Source organism: Streptomyces sp. NPDC001513 (assembly GCF_042894695.1).
GTDB lineage: Bacteria > Actinomycetota > Actinomycetes > Streptomycetales > Streptomycetaceae > Streptomyces.
In genome coordinates, this window is sequence record NZ_JBIAVU010000003.1 from 538,495 (window position 1) to 558,158 (window position 19,664).

Genomic DNA, 19,664 nt, shown 5'->3' on the forward strand with positions numbered 1-19,664 from the left:
CGGGGCGGATCAGTATGACCTGAGCTTCCCCGGCGGGAAGAGGCCGGTTCCCAGCACAGGAGTACTCGCAGTGAGGTCGATGCGCAGCTGATCGAGGTCCGCCAGCGGGGTCAGGTCGATCGCCGGACCGCATTGGTGGATGCTCAGGTGCGTCAGGTGCTGCAGTTCACGCAGGGGTTCGAGACCGCTCGTCAGCGTGCATGTGCTGATGTACAGGTCGGTCAGGGCCCCGTAGCGCGCAAGCGAGGCGGGTTCGAGTGAGGGATGGTTGAGGAGCTGCAGGGTGCGGAGCCTTGGAGGGCTGATCCGAGCGAGTTCGGCGGCTTGCGTAGGTCCAGTCACCGTCAGCCACTCCAGGCCGCTCCAGTCTTCGATTCCCCGTAGGCTCATGTGCCCGGCGCCCGCGTAGAGGCCGAGGCCGGACAAGGGCGCGGGAAGTGGTATGTCTTCCACACAGGCGGCTTCCGGGGCGAAGTCCAGGCCCAGATGGGACAGCTGGACAAGCTCGGCGATCGGCGTCAGGTCCAGTCCGTTGGGCATGCGGTAGAGGTACAGGGTCTCCAACGGGAGGTCCCGGACGCCGCTCAGGTCGACGGCCGAGCAGGCGTCGAAGCCGAGCAGCTTGAGCCCGGGGAAAGCCGAGAGCGGGGACAGGTCGTCCAGCATGGGGTTGGACGCGAAGAAGAGTTCTTCCAACCCCTCGTGGTCCAGCAATCTGGGCGGTATCCCGTGCTTGCCCTCCAGGCGGATGCGGTTGAGGTGCCGCAGCCTGGGCAACTGTGCCAGCTGGTCCGCAGTGTGTACCTGCAGGAAGGCCACGGGGCCGAGCGCACCATCGGTTAGCACGGCGTCCGTGTAGGCCTCGGCGTCGAACCTGCGCCAGCTTCCGGACAGTTCGTGGCACACCTCGAAGCGCATATCGTTGCGGAACTTCGAGACGAACTCCAGCGCGCGCGGGGTGCCGACGACGGCGGCGGTGCGGATGGTGGCGGCGGCTGCCGCTTCACTCATGTGTTCGTCCCTGCCAGCCAGCTCGTTCAGCTCTGCTGGTCCTTGCAGCAGATCCAGGACCAGCTCGCCGACCTTGCCCAGCTCGTCGGCTTCGGCGAGAGTGAACGGCGGCAGCAGGTCTGCCGTGCGGGACCCGATGTCAGAGTGGATCGCCGGGTCCAGCTCCGGGGCGTGTTCCAAACAGGTCGCGGCCAGCAGGATCAGGCGGTTGCGGGCGCCCTTGACCTTGTCGGCACGTTTCAGGAGGCCGCGCAGGATGCGGGTGCGTTCGTCCAAGCGGGCGTGGCCCACGGCCATCCGCACGACGTCGTCCCAGGTGTCGTCGTGCGCATTCTTCACCAGCACGCCGAAGTCACGGGACTCCACCGCAGCCTTGGCGGCCAGGTAGTCCTGGAAGGTGCGGTGGACGAAGTTCACCGAGCCCTTAACCGGCTCGCGCAGGAGGCCGCTGCGGATCAACAGGTGGGTGAAGACCTGCTCTGCGCCGCCTTGCGCAGCAACTTGCGGCATCGAGTTCAGCCACTCGCCCACCATCTCGACGGCCTCGTCCCGGTCCGCCTCCACCTGGCCGTTCCTGATCAGCCAGTACGCGAACCGCTGGAGCAGCAGGACCTGTTCGTCGCGGGTGAGGTAGACGCCCTCGACCCCGCTGATCTCCCGTTCCGTGTCCCGCCGGACCAGCAGCATGTCCAGGGCAGCGTCGTACAGCTCCTTGCGGGCCCGAGGCAGGTGCATCCGGCGGTCTCGGTTCAGCGCGCAGAGCAGTGCGCACATCAGGGGGTTGGTGGCCAGTCGGGCCAGGTCGCGGCGGGCCGACACCGCTTCCAGCAGCGAGGCCTCGTACGCGTCCAGGTCCTCGCCGGGGCATTCGGCGCGCGCCGCCCGGTGCCAGTGCGAGACGAAGGCGTGGATGTCGTCCAACTCCATCGGCAGCAACGCGTGCGGCGTGAAGCCCTGCCCCGCCAGCCAGTCCTCCGGCACGGCCGACGGGCGGGTCGTCACCACGTACCGCGCCTTCGGGAACGCAGCGATCAGCGACCGCAGCCAGGTCTCTGTGCGGGTGCGCAGCCGCTGCGGGACCTCGTCCACCCCGTCCACGAGCACCAGCGCCCGGCCGTTCAGCATCAGTTCCTCGGCCCATCCGGCAGGGGCCGACAGCGGCACGCCCGAGGCCTTGAGGAACTTCTCCGGCAGCGGCAGGTTCTCCGCGGCCGTGAAGGCCCGCAGGCGCAGGACGAACGGCACGCACGTCGACCACGGCCCCTGCACCTGCCGGGCCGCGTTCAGGGCTAGCCACTGCACCAGCGTGCTCTTGCCGGAGCCGGCCGGGCCGCGCAGCAGCACCCGGTCCGCCGAGCCCAGGGCGTGCTCCGCTCTGACCTGGCTCTGGTGCATGCCCGGCTCGCCCGGCATCAGCTGCTGCTCGCCGCTCACCGTGAGGCTGATGTAGGCGAGGTCCAGCGGCCACTCCTCCCGCGCCCGGCCGGTGGTCAGCCCGAACAGCTGGAGGCGGCCGTGGGTCTGCGTCACGTACTGCGCGTACTTCTGCTCGAAGCGGTAGGCCTCCGATTCCGCCGTCGCCGCCAGCCGCTCCGCCATCCGGTCCATGTGCCGTTCGAGCCGGCCCGTACGACGCACCAGCTCCACATCGGCCCGGGCGCCGAACCCCGGCAGGGTCGTCAAGTACTCCACCGCGTGGACGCAGCACAGGCCGACGAGCTCCGCGTACGCCCGCTCCGCGCCCTCGCCCAGGCCCGCCGCCGGGGTGTGCTCCCGTACCGCCGCCGCCAGGGTCGCCGGGTCCAGGTCCGTCGCGAAGAGGGCGTCCGCGTCCAGCTTGCCCAGTGCGGCGAAGGCGTCGCCCACCGCGTCCAGGGCCGCGAGGCGTTCGTGCTCGGGGAGTCCGGAGGTGGCCCTGCCCAGGCGCTCCGCCAAGGTGCTCGCCAGCCGGCGGAACTCCCGTTCCCCCAGTTCCGCCGACGGCTTGCGCCAGCGCGGCACCGGGCGGGCCGGGTCCGTCGTCAGGCTCGCGCCGGGGGCCCGGGACAGGGCGGACCTCACCAGGGCGCTCGCCGCCGTCCCGGCCACCCGTAAGAGAACCGTCTCGATGCCCGTCATACCCCGCCCTCCCCTTGGCCCGGACATCATCTCGCGAACCGCTGGTAACACCGATGGATACCGATCGGTAACAACCTCTAGCGGTGCCCCCGGAGGCGCCTCTATGGTGCGCTCATGCCGAACCTGCCCGATGTCGTGCTGTGGTCCATACCGGCCTTCGTGCTGCTCACCGTCCTGGAGGTGGTGAGCTACCGGATCCATCCCGACGAGGACGCGGCCGGGTACGACACCAAGGACGCGGCCACGAGCATCACCATGGGGCTCGGCAGCATCGGCTTCGACCTGCTGTGGAAGATCCCGGTCGTCGCCGTCTTCACCGCGGTCTACGAACTCACCCCGCTGCGGGTGCCGTTCCTGTGGTGGACCGCCCTGCTGATGCTGTTCGCGCAGGACTTCCTCTACTACTGGCAGCACCGGCTCCACCACGTCATCCGCATCCTGTGGGCCTGCCACGTGGTGCACCACAGCAGCCGGCGGTTCAACCTCACCACGGCTCTGCGCCAGCCCTGGACCAGCGCCACCACCTGGTGGTTCTACCTCCCGATGGTGGCCCTCGGCGTGCACCCCGCGGCGATCCCGTTCTGCTACGGACTCAACCTCCTCTACCAGTTCTGGGTCCACACCGAGCGCATCGGCAAGCTGCCCCGGGCCTACGAGTACGTCTTCAACACCCCCTCCCACCACCGCGTCCACCACGCCTCGCAGGGCGGATACCTGGACCGCAACTTCGGCGGGATCCTGATCGTCTGGGACCGGATGTTCGGCTCCTGGGTGGGGGAGACGGAGCGGCCCGTCTACGGGCTCACCAAGAACATCGGCACCCACAACCCGCTGCGCGTGGCCACCCACGAGTACGCGGCCATCGCGCGGGACGTGCGCGCCGCCGCGAACTGGCGCGAGCGCGCCGGACGGGTCTTCCGCGGCCCCGGCTGGCAGCCCGCCGCCCCGGCGACCGCCGCCGCTGCCACGGAAGCCCCCGCCCCCGCCTCCGCTGTCGCGGAAGCGCCCGCCGTGGGCGCCCCCGCCGACGCCCGCCCCTCCGTACGGGAGACCACCGCGTGAGCACCGCACCGTCCCCGGAACGCCCGGCCCCCTCCTGGGCCGCCGGCCGCGCGCCGGCCGACCGGGACCGCCTCGGCCGCCTCGCCCTCGCGGCCTTCGCCGCGGCCACCGCCGTCGACCTCGTCTCCCTGCTGGCCGACTGGCACCCCGGGCACCTCATCGCCAAACCGCTGCTGATGCCGCTGCTCGTCACCTACGTGATCACCCGCGGCGCGCCCCGGCTGCTCGTCGCCGCCCTGCTGTTCGGCTGGGGCGGGGATCTGGCCCTGCTCTTCGACGCCGAGCCCGCCTTCCTCGTCGGCATGGGCTCCTTCGCCGTCGGGCACGTCTGCTACCTCGTCCTCTTCGGCAAGCGGCCCGCGAACCCGCTGCTCGGGGGCGCGTACGCAGTCGCCCTCCTCGGGACCGTCGTCCTGCTCTGGTCCGACCTGCCGGCCGACCTGCGGATCCCGGTCGCCGGCTACAGCCTGCTGCTCACCGCCATGGCGTTCCGCTCCAGCGCCCTCGGCCTGCGGGCCGGGATCGGCGGGGCGCTGTTCCTGCTCTCCGACACCCTCATCGCCTCCGGGGTCGCCGATTGGCCCCAGCTGCCCCGCCCGGACTTCTGGATCATGGCCACCTACGTGGCCGCCCAGTACCTCCTGGCCACCGGTTCGACAGCCACCCGGGAAGCAGGCGTACCGTAGGACGGTCCTCAGTCGTACAAGACTGAACAACCCCGAGCCGGAGGACTGCACCACCATGCGCGCCACCGTCATCCACGCCCCTCACGACATCCGTGTGGAGGAGGTGCCCGACGCTGCGATCCAGCGCCCCGAGGACGCCGTCGTCCGCGTCCTGCGCGCCTGCATCTGCGGCAGCGACCTGTGGGCCTACCGCGGCGAGGCCGCGCGCCAGCCCGGCCAGCGCATCGGCCACGAGTTCCTGGGCATCGTCGAGGAGACCGGTTCCGACGTCTCCGGCGTGCGCGCCGGCGACCTGGTCGTCGCCCCGTTCATGTGGTCGGACGGCACCTGTGAGTACTGCAAGGAGGGCCTCTTCACCTCCTGCGACCACGGCGGCTTCTGGGGCTCGGTCGGCCACGACGGCGGCCAGGGCGAGGCCGTCCGGGTCCCGCACGCCGACGGCACCCTCGTCAAGCTGCCCGCCGAGGCCGTCTCCGACGACCACCTGCTGACCGGTCTGCTCGCGCTCTCCGACGTCATGGGCACCGGCCACCACGCCGCGCTGGGCGCGGGGGTCCGCCCTGGCTCCACGGTCGCCGTCGTCGGCGACGGCGCGGTCGGCCTGTGCGGTGTCCTCGCCGCCAAGCGCCTGGGCGCCGAGCGGATCATCGCACTGGGCCGCCACACCGTCCGTACGGACATAGCCCGGCTCTTCGGGGCCACCGACGTCGTCGCCGAGCGCGGTGAGGCCGCCGAGGCGGCCGTGCGCGAGCTCACCGGCGGCCGGGGCGCCCACGCGGTCATCGAGGCGGTCGGCACCGAGCAGTCCATGCGCACCGCCGTGAACATCACCCGCGACGGCGGGGCCGTCGGCTACGTCGGCGTCCCGCACGGCAGCGGCACCGGCCTCGACCTCGGCGTGATGTTCGACCGGAACATCACCCTGCGCGGTGGCGTGGCCCCGGTCCGCGCCTACATCCCGGAGCTGCTGGAGGACGTGCTCAGCGGCGCGATCGACCCGTCGCCCGTCTTCGACCGCGCCGTGTCCCTGGACGAGGTCCCGGACGGCTACCGCGCGATGGACGACCGCAGCGCGCTCAAGGTGCTGATCAAGCCCTGACACCGGTGAAGCGGACGGTGGGGCGGGGTGATCCCCGCCCCACCGTCCGTTCACGTGCTCCGTTCCTGCCGCAGGGCTACTTCACGGCCTTGAGCGCGTCGACCACGCCGTATCCGTAGTAGCCCGTCTGGCCCCACTTGGCCTTGCACGTGGTGGCGTCGACCAGCGCGCCCGCGGCGTCGTAGATCTGCGTCGGGCAGGCCGCCTTCGTGGACTGCGCCTTGAGCATGGCCTGCAGCTGGGAGGGCGTGGCCCCCGGGTGGGCGCTCTTGAGCAGCGCCGCGACGCCCGCGACGTGCGGGGCGGCCATCGAGGTGCCCTGCTTGTAGCCGTAGCCGCCGCCCGGGACGGTCGACAGCACGCGCCCGTTCGCGTCCGGGGTGGCCGGGACCTGCCACTTGTCGCCGCCGGGGGCGGCGACGTCCACGACCCCGAGGCCGTAGCTGGAGTAGTACGAGCGCAGTCCCTTGTCGCCGGTGGCCGAGACGGTGACCACGCCCGGCAGCTGCGTGGGCAGGTCCAGGCAGACGCTCGGGTCGATGGTGCGGGGGACCGGGGTGGTGTCGTTCGGGCTGGTCTCGTCGACGAGGGAGTCGGCCGCCAGGTCCTGGTCGGAGTTGCCGGCCGAGGCCACGTGGAGCGTGCCCTTGCGCTCGGCGTACCTGGTGGCCCGGCCGATGGCCTCCACCAGCGCCTTCTGGTCGTCGTCGGTCTTGCAGTTGAAGAGGTACGGGTCGACGTAGTAGCTGTTGTTGGTCACCTCGATCCCCTTCTCGGCGGCGAACATGAAGCCGCAGACGACCGCCTCGGTGTAGAAGAGGCTGGTCCCGGGCTCGCTCACCTTGATCGCGGCGATCTTCACGCCCGGTGCGACACCGCTGATGCCGAGGCCGTTGCGCGCGGCGCCGATGGTGCCGGCCACGTGCGTGCCGTGGTCGCTGCCGTCGGGGTACGGACGCCAGGCGCCCTCGGTGGTGTCCGCGACGCCGCCGACGCAGTTGGCCGACTGGCCCTTGGAGAAGTTCGGGGCGAGATCGGGGTGGGTGTCGTCCACACCCGTGTCGATGATGCCCACGGTGACGTTCCGGCTGCCATCGTTGATCTTGTGAGCCTCGTCGGCCTTGATCGTCCGCAGGTCCCACTGGTTGGGCTCCAGCGGCTCCTGACCCTCCTGGGCCAGCGCCGCGGCCTTGGCGGCGTCCGCCGCGCTCAACCGCTGCGTCGCGCCCTCCTCGGTGGTCTGCACCGCCTGCATCGGGGCCGTCCGGGTGGCGCCGACCGACACGAACAGACCGCGCTGGGCGCGCAGCTGCTTGGCGAAGTCCGGGTTCTGGGAATGTGCGACGACGACCCCGATCTGCTCATAGGCCGTCACCACCGTTCCGCCGGCCCGCTCGACGGCCTTCTTCGCCGCCTTCACCGTGGCGTACGCGTTCAGGTTCGCCACGTACGACAGCTTGGGCCCGGAGGCCGCGGGCTTCGAGGCCGTCGCCGCGTCCGCCGTGTTGCCGAGCGGCGCGGCGGAGGCCGCGACCGAGGGCAGGAAGGCGAGCGAGGCGGTGAGCGCCAGGCCGACCGGCACGGCGAGGGCGCGCCGGCGGACGGATCCCAGATGAGCCATGGGTTCTCCAGATCATCTTTGGAAAAGCCGTCCGCACGCGGTCGCGTCGGACGGGTTCATGACAAGCGAACCTAGCGCTGTCGTTCGTCCCTACGCCATCAGTTCGAGAAATCGGATCCCGAAGAATCCATGGGTGTTGAACCGTCCCGACACGCCGTACGTGCCGTTGACAGGGGGGCTCAGCACCATCGGCCCCCCACACGGAGGTTGTTTTGTCCGTCGTCCCCACCGCACCCGCGTCACAAGGAGATCCCCCCGTGACCACCGAAGCAGCGCCGCCTCCGGGCAGCGCGGGAACGCCCCTGGCGGGCCCCACGGCCGAAGATTTCGCGAGCGTCCAGCAGAGCGCCGAGTTCGCCGAACTGCGGAGCTCCTACCGCTCCTTCGCCTTCCCGCTCACCGTGGCCTTCATCGCCTGGTACCTGCTCTACGTCCTGCTGTCCAACTACGCCGGCGGCTTCATGGGGACCAAGGTCTTCGGCAACATCAACGTCGCCCTGGTGCTCGGCCTCGCCCAGTTCGCGACGACCTTCCTCATCGCCTGGCTGTACGCGCGGCACGCCGCCACCCGGCTCGACCCGAAGGCGGAGGCCATCAAGGTGCGGATGGAGGCCGCGGAATGAGCGGAGCGCTCCACCTGACCACGGCCGCGGGCGCCTCCGAGCACCGCCCGCTGATCATCACCCTGTTCGGGCTGTTCGTCGTCGCCACCCTGATCATCACCGTCTGGGCCGGCCGCCAGACCAAGGACGCCGCCGACTTCTACGCGGGCGGCCGCCAGTTCACCGGCTTCCAGAACGGCCTCGCCATCTCCGGCGACTACATGTCCGCCGCGTCCTTCCTCGGCATCGCCGGGGCCATCGCCCTCTTCGGCTACGACGGCTTCCTCTACTCCATCGGCTTCCTCGTCGCGTGGCTGGTCGCCCTGCTGCTCGTCGCCGAGCCGCTGCGCAACTCCGGCCGCTACACGATGGGCGACGTGCTCGCCTACCGGATGCGCCAGCGGCCCGTCCGGACCGCCGCCGGCACCTCCACCATCGTCGTCTCGATCTTCTACCTGCTCGCCCAGATGGCCGGCGCCGGCGTGCTCGTCTCGCTGCTCCTGGGCATCACCAGCGACGGCGGCAAGGTCGCCATCGTCGCGCTGGTCGGCGTCCTGATGATCGTCTACGTGACCATCGGCGGCATGAAGGGCACCACCTGGGTCCAGATGGTCAAGGCCGTCCTGCTCATCGCGGGCACCCTCCTGATCACCTTCCTGGTGCTGGTGAAGTTCAACTTCAACATCTCCGACCTGCTGGGCAAGGCCGCGGAGAACAGCGGACAGGGGGCGAAGTTCCTCGAACCGGGGATGAAGTACGGCAAGGACTCGACCTCGAAGCTGGACTTCATCTCGCTCGGCATCGCCCTGGTCCTCGGCACCGCCGGCCTGCCGCACATCCTGATCCGCTTCTACACGGTGCCCACCGCGCAGGCCGCCCGTAAGTCCGTCCTCTGGGCCATCGGCATCATCGGCGCCTTCTACCTGATGACCATCGCCCTCGGGTTCGGCGCCGCGGCCCTGCTCAACAGGGACGAGATCATCAAGTCCAACAAGGCGGGGAACACGGCGGCGCCGCTGCTCGCCCAGGCGGTCGGCGGAGGACCCGACTCCACCGGTGGCGCGATCCTGCTCGCCGTCATCTCCGCGGTCGCCTTCGCCACCATCCTCGCCGTGGTCGCGGGCCTCACCCTCGCCTCCTCCTCGTCCTTCGCGCACGACCTGTACGTGAACGTGATCCGCAAGGGCAAGGCCACGGAGAAGGAGGAGATGCGCGCGGCCCGCTGGTCCACCGTCGTCATCGGTGCCGTCGCCATCGGCCTGGGCGCCCTGGCCCGCGATCTCAACGTCGCCGGGCTGGTCGCGCTCGCCTTCGCGGTCGCCGCCTCCGCCAACCTGCCGACGATCCTCTACAGCCTCTTCTGGAAGCGCTTCACCACCCAGGGCGCGCTCTGGTCGATCTACGGCGGTCTGATCTCGGCGGTCGGCCTGGTGCTCTTCTCCCCGGTCGTCTCCGGAAAGCCCACCTCGATGTTCAAGGACGCCGACTTCTTCTGGTTCCCCCTGGAGAACCCGGGCATCATCTCGATCCCCCTCGGCTTCTTCCTGGGCTGGCTCGGAACCGTCCTCTCCAAGGAGAAGGCCGACCCCCAGAAGTTCGCCGAGCTGGAGGTGCGCTCCCTCACCGGAACAGGGGCACACTGACATCATCCGAACACCCAGCGTGGCCGCGTCGTAGGTCCCTACGACGCGGCCACGTTACGTCTCGTTCATTTGGGCACCTCTTCGCGACACGGGCGTCGCGTAGGCTCGAAATAGAACGCGTGAAGTAGATCCAAATGTCGCGCGTACCTCTAGATCCGGACAGGGGAGGGGGCCCACAGTGCTTCTCGACACCTACGGCCGCGTGGCCACTGACCTGCGCGTCTCACTCACCGACCGGTGCAACCTGCGCTGCACGTACTGCATGCCCGAAGAGGGGCTGCAGTGGCTCGGGAAGTCCGATCTGCTCAGCGACGACGAGATCGTCCGGCTGATCCGCATCGCCGTCACCCGGCTCGGCATCACCGAGGTCCGCTTCACCGGCGGCGAGCCGCTGCTGCGACCCGGACTGGTCGGGATAGTCGAGCAGTGCGCGGCCCTGGCGCCCCGCCCCAGGATGTCGCTGACGACGAACGGCATCGGTCTCAAGCGCACCGCGCAGGCCCTCAAGGCCGCCGGCCTGGACCGCGTGAACGTTTCCCTGGACACCCTGCGCCCCGAGGTCTTCAAGACCCTCACCCGCCGCGACCGGCACAAGGACGTCATCGAGGGCATGGCCGCGGCCCGCGAGGCCGGCCTCACCCCCGTCAAGGTCAACGCCGTGCTCATGCCCGGGCTCAACGACGACGAGGCCCCCGACCTGCTGGCCTGGGCCGTGGAGAACGCGTACGAGCTCCGCTTCATCGAGCAGATGCCGCTCGACGCCCAGCACGGCTGGAAGCGCGACGGCATGATCACCGCCGGGGACATCCTGGAGTCCCTGCGCACCCGCTTCACCCTCACCGAGGAAGGCGCCGCCGAGCGCGGCTCCGCCCCGGCCGAGCGCTGGGTGGTCGACGGCGGCCCGGCCACCGTCGGCGTCATCGCCTCCGTCACCCGCCCGTTCTGCGGCGCCTGCGACCGTACCCGCCTCACGGCCGACGGCCAGGTCCGTACGTGCCTGTTCGCCACCGAGGAGTCGGACCTGCGCGCCGCCCTGCGCTCGGGCGCCCCGGACGAGGAGATCGCCCGGCTCTGGAAGGTCGCGATGTGGGGCAAGAAGGCCGGGTCCGGCCTCGACGACCCGTCGTTCCTGCAGCCCGACCGCCCGATGTCCGCGATCGGCGGCTGACCGCCCCCGGCAGCCGGCCTCGGCCGCCTGCCGGGCTCAGCGGCCTGCCGGGCTCAGCGCAGGCGCTCCGAGCCCTCCGGCTGCACCCACTCGTCGAGCTTCACGACGTCCTTGAGGAAGCCGCGGACCCCCAGGAACTGGGAGAGGTGTTCGCGGTGCTCCTCGCACGCCAGCCAGGTCTTGCGCCGCTCCGGCGTGTGCAGCGTCGGATTGTTCCACGCCAGGACCCACACGGCCGCGTCACGGCAGCCCTTGGCGGAGCAGGTGGGAGTCTCGTCGGAACCGGGGGCGCTGGAGGAAGTCACAGGCCCACATTAGAACGGAATGGCGACGCCGAGCAGCCACGGGGGGAGCTGCCCGGCGTCGGTCCGTCGCTCCGACGGGGGATGCGGAGCGCGTGAGCAGTATGTCACGCAGGACCCGGTGCAGTGCACCGGAACTTCATGATTGATCTGAGCTTTTCTTGAGGTTTTCCGCGCCCAGCGCCGGCCGCACCGGAGCGGGGATGAAGTGGGAGGGCAGCGAGGGCGTCGACTCGCGGCCCGCGTTGGCGATGACCACGGCCACGTACGGAAGCAGGGCTCCCGCGACGAGCGTCACGATGGCCACCGGGCGCTGCACGTTCCACAACAGCACGGTCGCGATGACCGACAGCGTCCTGATCACCATCGAGATCACGTACCGGCGCTGGCGGCCCCGTACGTCCTCGTCGAGGCCCATCCGCGCACCGGTGATCCGGAACACCTCGGCCCCGTTCCGCTTCTGCCGCTTCGTCCGTTCCACGCTCCACCGCCCGATCGCCCGCCGGGCGCACCCCGGCCCGGACCCTCACCACGGTACGCCGCCCCCGCATCGGCGAGGAGAGGGGGCACCCCCATTGGGGTGTGCCCGAAATGCGCGGTACGCCGGGCGGGCCGAAACTGGGCCCACGTGCGCACAACGCGCCAGGAGGAGGCTCGTCATGAGTTGGTTGTGGGCGATCATCGTCGGTTTCGTGCTGGGGCTGATAGCCAAGGCCATCCTGCCGGGCAAGCAGCACCAGCCACTGTGGCTGACCACCCTCTTCGGCATCGCCGGCGCGGTCCTCGGCAACGCCGTCGCGGGCTGGATCGGCGTGGGCGAGACCGCGGGCATCGACTGGACCCGGCACCTGCTGCAGCTCGCCGGCGCGGTCCTCGTGGTCGGGCTGGGCGAGATGCTCTACGGAGCGATCCGGGGCCGCAAGCGGCAGATGACCTGAGGCACCCCGGATCACGACGGAGGGGCCGGCCGGACCCATCGGATCCGAACCGGCCCCTCCGCCGTGTTCCGCGCGCCGCTCTACGAGGCGTCAGGCGTCAGGCGCCGGTGACCTCGACGGCCGCCAGGTTCTTCTTGCCCCGGCGCAGCACCAGCCAGCGCCCGTGCAGCAGGTCCTCCTTGGCGGGGACCGCGTCCTCGGCTGTGACCTTCACGTTGTTCACGTAGGCGCCGCCCTCCTTCACGGTCCGGCGGGCGGCCGACTTGCTCGCGACCAGGCCGGTCTCCGCGAGCAGGTCCACGACCAGGCCCAGCTCCGGGACCCGGGCGTGCGGCAGCTCGGACAGGGCCGCGGCCAGCGTGGCCTCGTCCAGCTCCGCCAGCTCGCCCTGACCGAACAGCGCCTTCGACGCGGCGATCACGGCGGCGCACTGGCCGGCGCCGTGCACGAGCGTGGTCAGCTCCTCCGCCAGCGCCCGCTGCGCGGCACGCGCCTGCGGCCGCTCGGCGGTCTGCGCCTCCAGCTCCTCCAGCTCCTCACGGGACTTGAAGGACAGGATCCGCATGTAGGTGGAGATGTCGCGGTCGTCCACGTTCAGCCAGAACTGGTAGAACGCGTACGGGGTGGTCATCTCCGGGTCGAGCCAGACGGCGCCGCTCTCGGACTTGCCGAACTTGGTGCCGTCCGCCTTGACCATCAGCGGGGTCGCCAGCGCGTGCACCACCGCGCCCGGCTCGACGCGGTGGATCAGGTCGAGTCCGGCCGTCAGGTTGCCCCACTGGTCGGAGCCGCCCTGCTGGAGCACGCAGCCGTAGCGCCGGTACAGCTCCAGGAAGTCCATGCCCTGGAGCAGCTGGTAGCTGAACTCGGTGTAGCTGATGCCCTGGTCGGAGTCGAGCCGCTTGGCGACCGAGTCCTTCGTCAGCATCTTGTTGACCCGGAAGTGCTTGCCGATGTCCCGCAGGAACTCGATGGCGGACATGCCCGCCGTCCAGTCCAGGTTGTTCACCATGAGCGCCGCGTTCTCGCCCTCGAAGGACAGGAACGGCTCGATCTGGGTGCGCAGCCGCGTCACCCAGTTCGCGATGGTCTCCGGGTCGTTCAGGGTCCGCTCGGCGGTCGGCCGCGGGTCGCCGATCTGCCCGGTGGCCCCGCCGACCAGCGCCAGCGGCCGGTTCCCGGCCTGCTGGAGCCGGCGCACGGTGAGCACCTGCACCAGGTGTCCCACGTGCAGCGAGGCGGCCGTCGGGTCGAAGCCGCAATAGAACGTGACCGGACCGTCCGCGAAGGCCTTGCGCAGCGCTTCTTCATCGGTGGACTGGGCGAAGAGCCCACGCCACTTCAGTTCGTCGACGATGTCCGTCACGGTCTCTCGACTCCTTCGGATGATGGAAATTGCAACACTTCGTTGCAACGGTCAGTCTAGGCCGGTCAGACGCCCTTGCTGACCGAACTCATGTTGAAATCCGGGATACGAAGCGCGGGCATCGCGGCCCTGGTGAACCAGTCGCTCCACTCGCGCGGCAGGGTCTTCTCGGTCCGGCCGGCCTCCGAGGCCCGCGACAGCAGGTCCACGGGGGACTCGTTGAAGCGGAAGTTGTTGACCTCGCCGACGACCTGCCCGTTCTCCACGAGGTAGACGCCGTCCCGGGTGAGCCCCGTGAGCAGCAGCGTGGCCGGATCCACCTCGCGGATGTACCAGAGGCAGGTCAGCAGCAGCCCGCGCTCGGTCCCCGCCACCATCTCCTCCAGGGACTTCTCGCCGCCCCCGTCGAGGATCAGGTTCCCGAAGCCGGGGGAGAGCTGCATGCCGGTCAGCCCGGCGGTGTGCCGGGTCGTGGTCAGCCGGGCCAGCTCCCCGTCGCGGATCCACTCGGTCGGCGGGACCGGCAGGCCGTTGTCGAAGACCGAGGCGTCGTCGCCGGAGCTGTGCGCGATCACGAACGGCGCGCTCTCCAGGCCCGGCGCGTTCGGGTCGCTGCGCAGCGTCAGCGGCAGCCCGGACAGCCGCTCGCCGAGCCGGGTGCCGCCGCCGGGCTTGGAGAAGACCGTACGGCCCTCCACCGCGTCCCGGGCCGCCGCCGACCACATCTGGTAGATCAGCAGGTCCGCCACGGCCGTCGGCGGCAGCAGGGTCTCGTACCGCCCGGCGGGCAGGTCGATCTTCCGCTCCGCCCACCCCAGGCGTACGGCGAGCTCCGCGTCCAGCACGGTCGGGTCCACGTCCTTGAAGTCCCGCGTGGAGCGGCCCGCCCAGGCCGAGCGCTGCCGGTCCGGGGACTTCGCGTTGAGCTCCAGCGTCCCCTTGGGCTGGTCGTGGCGCAGCCGCAGCCCGGTGGAGGTGCCGACGTACGTGGAGACCAGCTCGTGGTTGGCGAAGCCGTACAGCTCCCGGCCGCCCGCCCGGGCCCGGGCGAAGGCCTCGCCGAGGGCCGGGGCGAAGTCCGCGAACACCGCCGAGGTGGTCTCGGCCGGGGCGTCGGTGAAGTCCGGCGAGGCCGGGGTCCCGGTGACGAGCGGCTGCGCGTCCTCCGCCGGGCCCGCCCCGCGCGCGGCCGCCTCGGCGGCCCGCACCAGCGGCTCCAGGTCGGCCGCGGTCACGGCGGAGCGCGAGACGACCCCCGAGGCCGTGCCCTCCTTGCCGTCGACCGTGGCGATGACCGTCAGGGTCCGGCCCCGGGTGACGCCGTTGGTGGTGAGCGCGTTGCCCGCCCAGCGCAGGTTGGCGCTGGACTCCTCGTCGGCGATGACGACACAGCCGTCGGCGGTGGACAGCTCCAGCGCCCGCTCGACGATCTCGTGGGGCTTGGTGCGTCCGTTCGAAAGCGTGCTCATCGGCCGGCCTCCTGCGTGGTGTTCAAGATGTTCACGTCGCGGAACAGCGCGGACGGGCAGCCGTGCGAGACCGCCGCGACCTGGCCGGGCTGGGCCTTTCCGCAGTTGAAGGCGCCGCCCAGGACGTAGGTCTGGGGGCCGCCGACCTTCTCCATCGAGCCCCAGAAATCGGTCGTGGTGGCCTGGTACGCGACGTCGCGCAGCTGTCCGGCCAGCCGGCCGTTCTCGATCCGGAAGAACCGCTGCCCGGTGAACTGGAAGTTGTAGCGCTGCATGTCGATCGACCAGGAGCGGTCGCCGACCACGTAGATCCCGCGCTCCACCCCGCCGATCAGGTCCTCGGTCGAGAGCCCGCCCGGATCCGGCTGCAGCGAGACGTTCGCCATCCGCTGGACGGGCACGTGCCCGGGGGAGTCGGCGTAGGCGCAGCCGTTGGAGCGGCCGAGGCCGGTCAGCTTCGCGATCCGCCGGTCCAGCTGGTAGCCGACCAGGGTGCCGTCCTTGACGAGGTCCCAGGACTGCGCCTGGACGCCCTCGTCGTCGTACCCGATGGTCGCCAGACCGTGCTCCGCCGTGCGGTCACCGGTCACGTTCATGATCGAGGAGCCGTACGTCAGCTTGTTCAGCTGGTCGAAGGTGGCGAAGGAGGTCCCCGCGTACGCCGCCTCGTAGCCCAGCGCCCGGTCGAGCTCGGTGGCGTGGCCGATGGACTCGTGGATGGTGAGCCACAGGTTGGACGGGTCCACCACCAGGTCGTAGCGCCCGGCCTCGACGCTCGGCGCCCGCATCTTCTCGGCGAGCAGGCCGGGGATCTGCTCCAGCTCGGTGTTCCAGTCCCAGCCGGTGCCGGTCAGGTACTCCCAGCCGCGGCCCGCCGGCGGGGCGATGGTGCGCATCGAGTCGAACTCGCCGGTCGTGCCGTTCACGGCGACGGCCGTGAGCTGCGGGTGGATCCGCACCCGCTGCTGCGTGGTCGTGGTGCCCGCAGTGTCGGCGTAGAACTTGTTCTCGTGCACGGCGAGCAGCGAGGCGTCCACGTGCGCCACCCCGTCGGCGGCCAGCAGCCGCGCGCTCCAGTCGGCGAGCAGCGCCGCCTTCTCCGCGTCCGGTACCTCGAAGGGGTTGACGTCGTAGGCGGAGATCCACGTGCGGTCGTCGTGCACGGGCTCGTCGGCGAGCTCCACGCGCTCGTCCGAACCGGCGGCCTTGATCACCTGGGCGGACAGCTTCGCCATGGCCACGGCCTGCGAGGCCACCTTGGCGGCGGCGTCCATGGTGAGGTCCACACCGGAGGCGAAGCCCCAGCTGCCCCCGTGGACCACCCGGACCGCGAATCCGAGGTCGGTGGTGTCGGACCCGCCGGAGGGCTTGGCGTCCCGCAGGCGCCAGGAGGCGCTGCGGATCCGCTCCAGCCGGAAGTCGGCATGCTCGGCGCCCAGCGCGCGGGCCCGGGCGAGCGCCGCGTCGGCGAGCGCCCGCAAGGGAAGCGCGGTGAAGGCCGCGTCGATGGAATGGGGCACGGAAGTCCTCCCGGGGTCGGAGCCGGTCGCCCCGATCATGTCGCGATCGGGGCCTTCGTGCCTACATCTTTCTGTAGGGACTCGACAGAGCCCGCCGCAAGGCCCTGTCGGGGGTCGATTCTCCGTACGAGGGATGCGACCTATAGGTTTTTGGTATTCAGACCGCTAGCGAAAGGGTGATCCGTTGAGCCGCTCGGTTCTCGTCACCGGAGGAAACCGGGGCATCGGCCTCGCCATCGCCCGAGCCTTCGCGGAGGCCGGCGACAAGGTCGCGATCACGTTCCGGTCGGGTGAGCCGCCGGAGGCGCTCACCTCGCTCGGTGTCCTGGCGGTGCGGTGCGACATCACCGACTCCGAGCAGGTGGAGCAGGCCTACAAGCAGATCGAGGACGCGCACGGCGCGGTCGAGGTGCTGGTGGCCAACGCGGGCATCACCAAGGACACGCTGCTGATGCGGATGTCCGAGGAGGACTTCGCGTCCGTCGTCGACACGAACCTCACCGGCACGTTCCGGGTGGTCAAGCGCGCGAACCGTGGCATGCTCCGTGCGAAGAAGGGCCGCGTCGTCCTGATCTCCTCGGTCGTCGGACTGCTCGGCTCGGCCGGCCAGGCCAACTACGCCGCCTCGAAGGCCGCGCTGGTCGGCTTCGCCCGCTCGCTCGCCCGTGAGCTGGGGTCCCGCAACATCACCTTCAACGTCGTCGCCCCCGGTTTCGTGGACACCGACATGACGAAGGTGCTCACCGACGAGCAGCGCGCGGGCATCGTGGGCCAGGTGCCGCTCGGCCGTTACGCGCAGCCCGAGGAGATCGCGGCAGCCGTCCGCTTCCTGGCGTCCGACGACGCCGCGTACATCACCGGAGCCGTCATTCCCGTTGACGGCGGATTGGGCATGGGTCACTGATCGCCATGAGTGGAATTCTCGACGGCAAGCGCATCCTCATCACGGGGGTGCTGATGGAGTCGTCCATCGCCTTCCACACCGCCCGGCTGGCCCAGGAGCAGGGCGCCGAGGTCGTCCTCACCGCGTGGCCGCGCCCGAGCCTGACCGAGCGCATCGCCAAGAAGCTGCCCAAGCCGGTCAAGGTGATCGAGCTCGACGTCACCAACGACGAGCACCTGGCCCGCCTGGAGGGCCTCGTCCGTGACGAGCTCGGCGGCCTCGACGGGGTCGTGCACTCCATCGGCTTCGCCCCGCAGGACGCCCTCGGCGGCAACTTCCTGAACACCCCGTTCGAGTCGGTCGCCACCGCCATGCACGTCTCGGCGTTCTCGCTGAAGTCGCTGACCATGGCCTGCAAGCCGCTGTTCCCGGCGGAGGGCGCGGCCGTCGTCGGCCTCACCTTCGACGCGCAGTTCGCCTGGCCGCAGTACGACTGGATGGGCCCGGCCAAGGCCGCCCTGGAGGCCACCAGCCGCTACCTCGCCCGCGACCTGGGCAAGGAGAACATCCGCTGCAACCTGGTCTCGGCCGGTCCGATCGGCTCGATGGCCGCGAAGTCCATCCCGGGCTTCTCGGAGCTGGCGGACGTCTGGAACTCCCGCTCGATGCTGGAGTGGGACATGAGCGACCCGGAGCCCGCGGGCAAGGGCGTCGTGGCCCTGCTGTCGGACTGGTTCCCGAAGACCACCGGCGAGATCGTCCACGTGGACGGCGGCCTGCACGCGATGGGTGCCTGACCTCGGGTCGGCACTCCCGCGTCCGTACGGCGGCGGCCGCGCCTCCCGGAAGGGAAGCGCGGCCGCCGCCGTTTCGCGTGGCCCGCGGCCGTCCCTCGCTCGTATGTTCACCGGCCGACCGGATCTTCCCGAGTCGAAAACCGGGACGGATGCCTGCAAACTGGCCAGGTCGGGATCTTCCCGGCTCGTGCGGGGAGGAGGGCAGGAGTGCGAGCGAGGCCGAGCCGAACGGTATCGATGCTGGTCACCTCGGTGATCCTGACCGGACTCCTGGTCCCCGGAGCGGCCGCCGAGCCCGTGGGGGACGCATCGGCACCCGGCCCCGAAGCGGTGGCCCCCGCCGTCGTGGAGCTCGCCGAGATCCCCGCCGAACCCCCCGCCCAGCCCTCTCGCCCCGCCGCGCGGGAACTCTTCGGAGCCGACTGCGACACCACCATCGAGGGCTCGCAGGTGACGGCGAACTGCCACAACGCCTACCCGGAGACCGACCTGCTGCGGCTGCACGTCGAATGCGACCGCTGGTGGGACGTGGACGGAGACGGCGCCGCCGTCCCCGTCGGACCAGCCGGGCGGGTGGAGCTCACCGGACGCTGCTGGAAAGAGGTCCGCTCGGCCTGGATCACCCACCAGCGGGCGTGAGCGGGTCCCCGTCCGTGCTCTTGCCGAGACAGGCGAAGGGGTAACCCGCCGCCTCCGAGGCCGCCGCGTCCCCGTCGCCCCGCCGGATCGCCCCGATCAGCCGGGCGTGGTCCAGATGGGCCGACGGGTGCAGCTCGGTGCCCACGTCCGCCCGCAGCCAGTCGGCCACCAGGTCGCCGAGGTCCGCATACAGCTCGATCAGCACGTCGTTGTGCGAGGCCGTCACCACCGCCATGTGCAGGCTCACGTCCGCGGCCACGAACACCTCCGCGTCCCCGCCCGCCCAGGCCTCCTCGCGGCGCGCCAGCAGGGCGTCCAGCTGTATGAGGTCCCGCTCGGTGCGCCGCTCCGCCGCCAGCCGGGCCGCCGCGGACTCCAGCGTCGAACGCAGCTCGGCGATGTGCCGCGGCTCGGCGCCGGCGAACCGGCGGTGCATGACGCCGGCCAGCTCGCTCGTGGCGATCACGTACGTGCCCGAGCCCTGCCGGATGTCCAGGAGGCCGTTGTGCGCCAGCGCCCGCACGGCCTCGCGCACCGTGTTGCGCGCGACGCCGAGCAGCTCGACGAGCTCCGGCTCGGTCGGGATGCGGGCGCCGACCGGCCACTCGCCGGAGGTGATCTGGTTCCGCAGCTGGGTGATCACCTGATCGACGAGAACGGAGCGCCGTGGCGAGGTCAGCGGCATGGGTTCCTCTCAAGAGCGACTGGACAACCAATCATCCCATGATTCTATGATGGTG

General features: G+C 70.8%; 18 protein-coding genes. 10 read left to right on the forward strand and 8 right to left on the reverse strand.

Going from position 1 to position 19,664, the window contains the following annotated elements:
* Positions 1 to 9 precede the first annotated feature (9 nt).
* Positions 10 to 3,129, reverse strand: a complete 3,120-nt coding sequence (locus ACFYZ4_RS09030) for an NACHT domain-containing protein (protein WP_390783425.1) — start codon at positions 3,127 to 3,129, stop codon at positions 10 to 12.
* A 114-nt stretch (positions 3,130 to 3,243) separates the two neighbouring features.
* Here ACFYZ4_RS09030 and ACFYZ4_RS09035 point away from each other — a divergent pair, with 114 nt between their 5' ends.
* Genes ACFYZ4_RS09035 through ACFYZ4_RS09045 form a run of 3 tightly spaced genes read left to right on the forward strand, consistent with a single transcriptional unit; the run spans position 3,244 to position 5,976 of the window.
* A complete protein-coding gene (locus tag ACFYZ4_RS09035) occupies positions 3,244 to 4,191 on the forward strand; it encodes a sterol desaturase family protein (RefSeq protein WP_351293030.1) in 948 nt (315 codons plus the stop codon).
* Positions 4,188 to 4,877, forward strand: coding sequence for a lysoplasmalogenase (locus tag ACFYZ4_RS09040; RefSeq protein WP_390783426.1), 690 nt, complete (start codon positions 4,188 to 4,190; stop codon positions 4,875 to 4,877). The genes ACFYZ4_RS09035 and ACFYZ4_RS09040 overlap by 4 nt, the downstream gene beginning before the upstream one ends.
* 55 nt (positions 4,878 to 4,932) lie before the next feature.
* On the forward strand, positions 4,933 to 5,976 hold the full coding sequence (locus ACFYZ4_RS09045) for a zinc-dependent alcohol dehydrogenase family protein (protein WP_351293028.1): 1,044 nt from the start codon (positions 4,933 to 4,935) through the stop codon (positions 5,974 to 5,976).
* Between the two features lie 76 nt (positions 5,977 to 6,052).
* Here ACFYZ4_RS09045 and ACFYZ4_RS09050 read toward each other — a convergent pair whose 3' ends face one another.
* Positions 6,053 to 7,597, reverse strand: a complete 1,545-nt coding sequence (locus ACFYZ4_RS09050) for a S8 family serine peptidase (protein WP_351293026.1) — start codon at positions 7,595 to 7,597, stop codon at positions 6,053 to 6,055.
* Positions 7,598 to 7,854: 257 nt separating this feature from the next.
* Between ACFYZ4_RS09050 and ACFYZ4_RS09055 the strand changes: the two genes are divergently transcribed.
* From ACFYZ4_RS09055 to moaA, 3 genes are all read left to right on the forward strand, one after another.
* On the forward strand, positions 7,855 to 8,220 hold the full coding sequence (locus tag ACFYZ4_RS09055; RefSeq protein WP_351293024.1) for a DUF485 domain-containing protein: 366 nt from the start codon (positions 7,855 to 7,857) through the stop codon (positions 8,218 to 8,220).
* Positions 8,217 to 9,842 (forward strand): cation acetate symporter, encoded by a 1,626-nt coding sequence (locus ACFYZ4_RS09060; protein WP_351293022.1) that lies wholly within the window; start codon positions 8,217 to 8,219, stop codon positions 9,840 to 9,842. Before ACFYZ4_RS09055 ends, ACFYZ4_RS09060 begins: the two co-directional genes overlap by 4 nt.
* A gap of 178 nt (positions 9,843 to 10,020) precedes the next feature.
* Entirely contained in the window at positions 10,021 to 11,010 is a 990-nt protein-coding gene (gene moaA, locus ACFYZ4_RS09065) for a GTP 3',8-cyclase MoaA (protein WP_351293021.1), read from the forward strand.
* Positions 11,011 to 11,063: 53 nt separating this feature from the next.
* Here moaA and ACFYZ4_RS09070 read toward each other — a convergent pair whose 3' ends face one another.
* Together ACFYZ4_RS09070 and ACFYZ4_RS09075 are read right to left on the reverse strand one after the other, a co-directional pair.
* Complete coding sequence (locus ACFYZ4_RS09070; protein WP_351293020.1) at positions 11,064 to 11,315, reverse strand: hypothetical protein; 252 nt, start codon at positions 11,313 to 11,315, stop codon at positions 11,064 to 11,066.
* Between the two features lie 136 nt (positions 11,316 to 11,451).
* On the reverse strand, positions 11,452 to 11,730 hold the full coding sequence (locus ACFYZ4_RS09075; protein ID WP_351293084.1) for a DUF3099 domain-containing protein: 279 nt from the start codon (positions 11,728 to 11,730) through the stop codon (positions 11,452 to 11,454).
* A 241-nt stretch (positions 11,731 to 11,971) separates the two neighbouring features.
* Between ACFYZ4_RS09075 and ACFYZ4_RS09080 the strand changes: the two genes are divergently transcribed.
* Positions 11,972 to 12,250 carry a GlsB/YeaQ/YmgE family stress response membrane protein gene (locus ACFYZ4_RS09080; RefSeq protein WP_351293019.1) on the forward strand — a complete coding sequence of 93 codons (279 nt, stop codon included), beginning with the start codon at positions 11,972 to 11,974 and terminating at the stop codon, positions 12,248 to 12,250.
* Positions 12,251 to 12,347: 97 nt separating this feature from the next.
* Here the strand turns inward: ACFYZ4_RS09080 and tyrS are convergent, their stop codons facing one another.
* The 3 genes from tyrS to ACFYZ4_RS09095 all read right to left on the reverse strand — a co-directional run bounded on the left by tyrS (position 12,348) and on the right by ACFYZ4_RS09095 (position 16,605).
* Positions 12,348 to 13,616 carry a tyrosine--tRNA ligase gene (gene tyrS, locus ACFYZ4_RS09085; RefSeq protein WP_351293018.1) on the reverse strand — a complete coding sequence of 423 codons (1,269 nt, stop codon included), beginning with the start codon at positions 13,614 to 13,616 and terminating at the stop codon, positions 12,348 to 12,350.
* A 65-nt stretch (positions 13,617 to 13,681) separates the two neighbouring features.
* Positions 13,682 to 15,085, reverse strand: a complete 1,404-nt coding sequence (locus ACFYZ4_RS09090) for a metallopeptidase TldD-related protein (protein WP_351293017.1) — start codon at positions 15,083 to 15,085, stop codon at positions 13,682 to 13,684.
* Positions 15,082 to 16,605, reverse strand: coding sequence for a TldD/PmbA family protein (locus ACFYZ4_RS09095; RefSeq protein ID WP_351293016.1), 1,524 nt, complete (start codon positions 16,603 to 16,605; stop codon positions 15,082 to 15,084). Before ACFYZ4_RS09095 ends, ACFYZ4_RS09090 begins: the two co-directional genes overlap by 4 nt.
* A gap of 184 nt (positions 16,606 to 16,789) precedes the next feature.
* Here ACFYZ4_RS09095 and fabG point away from each other — a divergent pair, with 184 nt between their 5' ends.
* From fabG to ACFYZ4_RS09110, 3 genes are all read left to right on the forward strand, one after another.
* Positions 16,790 to 17,509, forward strand: coding sequence for a 3-oxoacyl-[acyl-carrier-protein] reductase (gene fabG, locus ACFYZ4_RS09100; protein WP_030717003.1), 720 nt, complete (start codon positions 16,790 to 16,792; stop codon positions 17,507 to 17,509).
* A gap of 5 nt (positions 17,510 to 17,514) precedes the next feature.
* Complete coding sequence (gene fabI / locus ACFYZ4_RS09105) at positions 17,515 to 18,285, forward strand: enoyl-ACP reductase FabI (protein WP_351293014.1); 771 nt, start codon at positions 17,515 to 17,517, stop codon at positions 18,283 to 18,285.
* A 207-nt stretch (positions 18,286 to 18,492) separates the two neighbouring features.
* Complete coding sequence (locus ACFYZ4_RS09110) at positions 18,493 to 18,924, forward strand: hypothetical protein (protein WP_351299338.1); 432 nt, start codon at positions 18,493 to 18,495, stop codon at positions 18,922 to 18,924.
* Here the strand turns inward: ACFYZ4_RS09110 and ACFYZ4_RS09115 are convergent.
* Entirely contained in the window at positions 18,905 to 19,609 is a 705-nt protein-coding gene (locus tag ACFYZ4_RS09115; protein WP_390783427.1) for a FadR/GntR family transcriptional regulator, read from the reverse strand. The two genes, ACFYZ4_RS09110 and ACFYZ4_RS09115, sit on opposite strands and share 20 nt — an antisense overlap.
* Between the last annotated feature and the right edge of the window lie 55 nt (positions 19,610 to 19,664).